Source organism: Bradyrhizobium cytisi (assembly GCF_008123515.1).
Classification (GTDB): domain Bacteria; phylum Pseudomonadota; class Alphaproteobacteria; order Rhizobiales; family Xanthobacteraceae; genus Bradyrhizobium; species Bradyrhizobium cytisi.
Map to the genome: position 1 here is coordinate 1 of NZ_VSSR01000143.1, position 5,192 is coordinate 5,192.

Genomic DNA, 5,192 nt, shown 5'->3' on the forward strand with positions numbered 1-5,192 from the left:
GGAGCAGAACGACGCTTACCCTGCACCAGTAAGCCCAGCGAGTTCATGCCGCGGCGCATATCGGTGTGGCCGGTCGCAATCCACACCCGCACGCCAGACGCAATGGGGATCACCGCAGGCTTCCATCTGCCAGCGCCGCCACGGCGGCCTTCAGCGTCGCCGCGTCGACCGTACCCGTGATCCGCATCCGAGCCCCGGCAGCAAACTCGATCTCGATCGATCCGCCGCTGCTTGTCGGCGCGACTGGACAAGGCATCGGCCCTGATTCCGCGACTACCATTGCCGGTACGAAGCCAGGTTGGTGGGCATCCCTCGGCACAGTCTGAAACGACCGTCGCCATCGCAGCAGCAATGAGCGCGAAACGCCATACCGCCGCGCTGTTGCCGCAACTTGGCGCGGCGCCTGCAAGCTCTCCAAGACGATCTTGAGCTTCTCATCCTCGGACCAGCGTCGCCGCCGGCCCGTGTCCACCACCTCAAGCCGTTCGACTTGGGCACTGCGCCTATCACTGTCCATAAGGACAGTTCTCAACAACACGCCTCATTCGGCAAGGCGGCCTTCACCGGCTTTCAATTACCCACAAATTCTCCTCCGACCAAGGCGCCTAACGCGATGTCGGTGAGGCGCGACAGCCCGCGCCACATGACCGTATTGCCAGGGGGCGGATCGCTGGCGCGGGCGAGATAGCCGCCGAGCCGGGCGACCTTGATCAGATAGTGCGACAGCGTTTTCCGTCTTGCTTTTGGTCTGTCGTTCACGAAGCGATCGAGCACGCCGATTTCAGTCGCGGTCAACGCGAGGGTTGGCGGCGCGTCTGGAGCCGAACGGTTGAGCATCGTCATCCAGAAGACCCGCCAACTCAGGATGCAAAAGAGCGAGATCAGATTGGTCAGACGCTGGGCGGTCCTGAGCTTTGACTGCTCAGCTTTGCAGCCTGATTTGAGGATCTTGTGGAACACCTCGATCTTCCATCTCAAAGCATACCATTCGAGCTTCTCAATGGCGTCGGTGCGGGAGCTAACAGGCAGATCTGTGATCAGCTTCCACTCAACTTTCTTTCTCTTCTTCGGCGTCACGCGCTCTTCGGCGTGGATTACCGTTAAGGTCAACGCGGGATAGCGCTTCTGTTTTCCGATCGGCGGCAGGACGCGAATCTTGCGATATCTGATCTCGAGGAAGGCTTCATCAGGATCTCCGTTGTTGTCTCCGACGTGGATGCGATGCCGTCCTTTGACGGCGACTTCGTCCATTTCGTCAGCGCTCGTGTGATCTCCATCCCCAGCCAAACGATCAACGCAAGTCCTGATCACGAAATGCGTTCCAGCTTCTCGAGCCGCGCAGAACAGCTCATAGATATCGCTCTCGCGATCACCGACGTGGACGCATCGTCCCGGATCGCCCAACAGCTCCGTGGATTGCCGGACATTGTCCAGCCAGCGAATGCTCTCCTTCTTCTCGATGGGAACGCGCGTCGGATTAATCTTCTTCTTGAGCGCGGCGGTCCCCTTGAATTTCTTCCGGGTCCAGAATTTGACGGCGGTCAGTCCAAGCGGCAGCCCTTCAGTCGTCACCGCCAGGCTCGAGTGCATCAGGATGCCGCAAACCGTGTGCGATCTCAGGCGGCCCGCCTTGTCCCGGCCGCTGTTTATGCTCTTCGTGATTCCGATCGCGTCTGAGTTCTCTCTTTGATAGCTGAACTCGGTCGTATCATGGAGCACCAGAACCGGATCGTCGGCGGCAATCGTGCGCTCACGCGTCGATTGAAAGTGGCCAGCCAGAATGTCCGCTTCGCTGACCCGGTCGTTGAGAAAAAACGATACGCAGCCTTGGTGTTGGCCCAGTCCTGGCACACCAGCGGAATACTTTCGCCCATGGCGCTCCCGATCTGCGCTACCAGTTTGCGGAGCCGCTTGTTCAGGCGCTCGTCGGCAAGGCTGCAGCCAGCGAGCTCGCGATCAAACCATGCGTCGGCTTCTTCGTCCATTGGCACCGCCCCCTGCGAATCGGTGCCAGACAAGGAATCACGGTCGATTCCTGCGATGCAATGGTTTGTGCGCTCCCTCAGCCCGTTCGACTAAATGTGGGTAATTGAAAGCTTCACCGGACGGATACCTTATGAGCGCCTGCTCGGTCGGCGCAGACGGCCGCTGCTTTCGTCTCCATTTAGGCCAAAGGAGGCTCGTTGGACCGTTGGCATTTCTCTTCGCGAGGCGTTGGTTGCCTGAACGACTCGATCACTCGGCCCCGTATTTTACAAGACGCATGAGACTCGTAAATATGATGTGCCTTTGTAGAATGCCTACTCCTCGGTCATCGCCCATTTTGAACATTTCGCCCATCAATTGAACTTGCCTCTGAAACGTTTGTATTTCATTGCTCCAATTGATAAGCGGAATTTTGGCAAGCCAAATTCTAGATGTCCGAAAGTACAGTCGGTCTATCAATGTTCGCAAAGAATTGCTTCGGATCCGTCCGATAAAGATCTTATGGAAATCAAGATTGATTTTCGCATATTCGATTGATGAAGGGGTTAAGCGAAGTGCATCGAGATCTAAGGAGACTTGCTCGAGACTTTCGATCGCATCTTCGGTAGCGGGGATAAGGCCCATTTGTCCAGCAAGTTCGGCTAGACTCATGCGCAATTCATACTCGTCGCGCAGCGTGGCCAGCTCAATCTGGGTAACCCGAGTAGCAACACCATGATGGGTCTCGATGAGTCCTTCGGCCTCTAGTTGTGCAAGCACACTACGCACGGGTGTTCGACTGACACCGAACTCGGATGCCAATGCGGTTTCACTTAGCTGATGTCCGGGAGGATAGATCAGGAAGCAGATGCGATGCCGGATTTCGTCATGAATTATCTTGAAACGCTCAGCGGAGCTGAAGGTGCCAAGGTTCTTCGGAACGGATCCCGTTGTGGTTGGCACCTCTGACAATTCACCTCCTTTAATCTGGCAGGCCGTGACGGGCCCTCCAACGACTCGACAGTTTATTCACCAGTTCCCAAGGGCAGACCGCTGGCGCCACGATATGGCGGCACCATCCCAAGCCGGAACTTCCATACACTAGCAGAAATTATGCCTTGGCGCGTTCCCGTCAGACCGGAAGCATGATCAGATCACGGTTGTAGGTCGTCAAGAGCTCGGGCCCGTCATCACAAACAAGGACATTGTCAATGATTCGCGCGCCGAGTCGTTCTTTGTGAATGAATATCGGTGGCTCGACCGACAGCATCATGCCGGGCATTAATGTATAAGGCGAATCCTCGAACAGGTGAATGGACTCGCCCCATGACGGAGGGTAACCGGGCGCGATACCGTATCCTGTTGTGTGTAGTCGATACTCGTCGAGCCCAAGATCGAGGCAAACCTGCTTGGCCGCTCGGTGCGGAATGACGGCCGGCGTTCCGGGCTGCATCAGTCGGATACAGGCATCAGCTGCCTTCCTTGCCGCATGATAGAGCTCCACCATTCGCGCAGTGGGCTCGCCTAGAACAAACTGACGACCGATAGTCGTGCAATACCTATTATAGGCTGCGCCAAATTCGATATTGATGAAATCCCCGACTTCGAGGCGCCTGTCTGTCGGCGCGCCGTGGCCGTAGCAGGTCCGGTCCCCACTGACTAAATTGATTGGACTTGCCGGCAAATCGCCGCCGAATGTCAGAAGGCTGCGATAAACCACGGCAGCGATCTCTCTTTCCGAAACACCGGGTCTCATAGTATCCTCGGCGACTTTCATCGCTCTAAGCGCGATGTCGCGAGCCTTGCGGATTAATGCGATCTCGGCGGGCGACTTCACCAACTTGATGTTTTCGACCAGATTCGTCGCCTCGATCAACTGTCTATCCCCGAGCAAGGACGCGATCTTGGCATGGTCTTGCACTGACAGGTAGTGGCAAGGGATTTCAAGTCCTACTCGTCGGTCGCTATAACCGTGCTTGGCAAGTACATTCTTCAGAACCAATATGGGATCTTCGGGTTCGCGTCCGCCCCAGCCATGTACCGCATCGGCAAGTGAGAGGTCGGTATACTCCGCTACTTCCGCCAGACGCGCCAGAACAACTTTTGGACGTAAGGGATCGAGCGGGAATAGCAGACATTGAAATTCTTGATAAGATTTGGTGCGGGTACCGATCAAATACTGGATATTGGTCGGGGCGATCACGAGCAGAAAATCGATCTGCTTTTCGGCCATTGCACGGCGGACCGCCGTGTGACGCATTTCGAATTCGCCAGCGCTAAAATCCATCTTTGACACACTCTACCTCCTCACAGCAATTTTCTTCCCTTCGGCATACCAACAGGCGAACCGTTCAGGTGAGACCACATCTCAACTGAGAGGATTCATTTGTTGTCGCGGAGCTAGAATTCGCAGGCCTATTTTCAAGCTCCAGCGGAGCCGTCATCCATAGCCAAACCGTCGTAAGATCGAGCTCGCTCCAGCGACGGGCATATCGCTGGTCCAAGTGATGAGAGCACCAGGCTTGGATGAATCCTCTTGCCATATGCTCTGATTGCTCAAGACAGGAATTCATTGCGCCACTTGACCTGTGGCGCAGCCACCAGCGCAAGAAAGTCTCCTTGTTTGATCAGGCCAGGGAAATGCCTACCAATCAGGACGCCGTCTCCATTCGACTTATAGATGATCGGCTCTTGCGACGGGTCGGTCAGAGAATGGACCTGCGCGATAGGGTCACCTGCGCGCACAACCTGTCCAAGTTCGGCGAGCATCTCGAACAGCCCATCATGGTTTGAATGAAGGTACGCGCCCGCAGCCGACGTATCTAGGACAGCCTGCTCCCCATCGACCAAAGCGGACTTGCCGTGAACTATACCAAGATGGCACAGGACGTTGCGCAAACCCCGATCGGCAATTGATACGGTGGTCGCCGACGCGGAGCCTCCACCCCCCAGCTCAGCAGCGAGGAACAGTTTTCCGCTTTGCTCCACCGTGGTATCGAGCATACCGCCATTGTCTATTTCCTCAAGCACCAGGCTGCATGGCGCGCCGAAAGCGAGAAGCAGCTCAAGCGAACGCGCCTGCAACTTCCTGTCTTCCAGCTTGTGAATACATGCAAAGGGTTTGAACTGCATTGTCTTTCCGCCCGAATGCAGATCTACAACCACGTCGCACAGGGGCAAGATTACGCTAGGGTCTGTTTGGATTCAGGATTGAACGAAGCCGCTGC

5 protein-coding genes and 1 pseudogene are annotated in these 5,192 nt (G+C 56.1%); all 6 read right to left on the minus strand.

Going from position 1 to position 5,192, the window contains the following annotated elements:
- Positions 1-109 precede the first annotated feature (109 nt).
- Positions 110-517 carry an IS66-like element accessory protein TnpA gene (gene tnpA / locus FXB38_RS45280; protein ID WP_148756694.1) on the minus strand — a complete coding sequence of 136 codons (408 nt, stop codon included), beginning with the start codon at positions 515-517 and terminating at the stop codon, positions 110-112.
- Between the two features lie 53 nt (positions 518-570).
- Positions 571-1,851: an IS4 family transposase gene (locus tag FXB38_RS41930; RefSeq protein WP_246230632.1), complete on the minus strand. Its 1,281-nt coding sequence runs from the start codon at positions 1,849-1,851 to the stop codon at positions 571-573.
- 11 nt (positions 1,852-1,862) lie between these two features.
- Positions 1,863-1,985, minus strand: a pseudogene (locus tag FXB38_RS44475) (IS4/Tn5 family transposase DNA-binding protein); the annotation flags it as partial.
- A gap of 250 nt (positions 1,986-2,235) precedes the next feature.
- Positions 2,236-2,928, minus strand: coding sequence for a GntR family transcriptional regulator (locus tag FXB38_RS41935; RefSeq protein ID WP_246230634.1), 693 nt, complete (start codon positions 2,926-2,928; stop codon positions 2,236-2,238).
- A gap of 169 nt (positions 2,929-3,097) precedes the next feature.
- Positions 3,098-4,252, minus strand: a complete 1,155-nt coding sequence (locus FXB38_RS41940) for a M24 family metallopeptidase (RefSeq protein ID WP_246230635.1) — start codon at positions 4,250-4,252, stop codon at positions 3,098-3,100.
- A 269-nt stretch (positions 4,253-4,521) separates the two neighbouring features.
- The gene (locus FXB38_RS41945; protein WP_283812834.1) at positions 4,522-5,130 is read right to left on the minus strand and encodes a succinylglutamate desuccinylase/aspartoacylase family protein; all 609 of its coding nucleotides are present in this window, start codon (positions 5,128-5,130) and stop codon (positions 4,522-4,524) included.
- Positions 5,131-5,192: the final 62 nt, after the last annotated feature.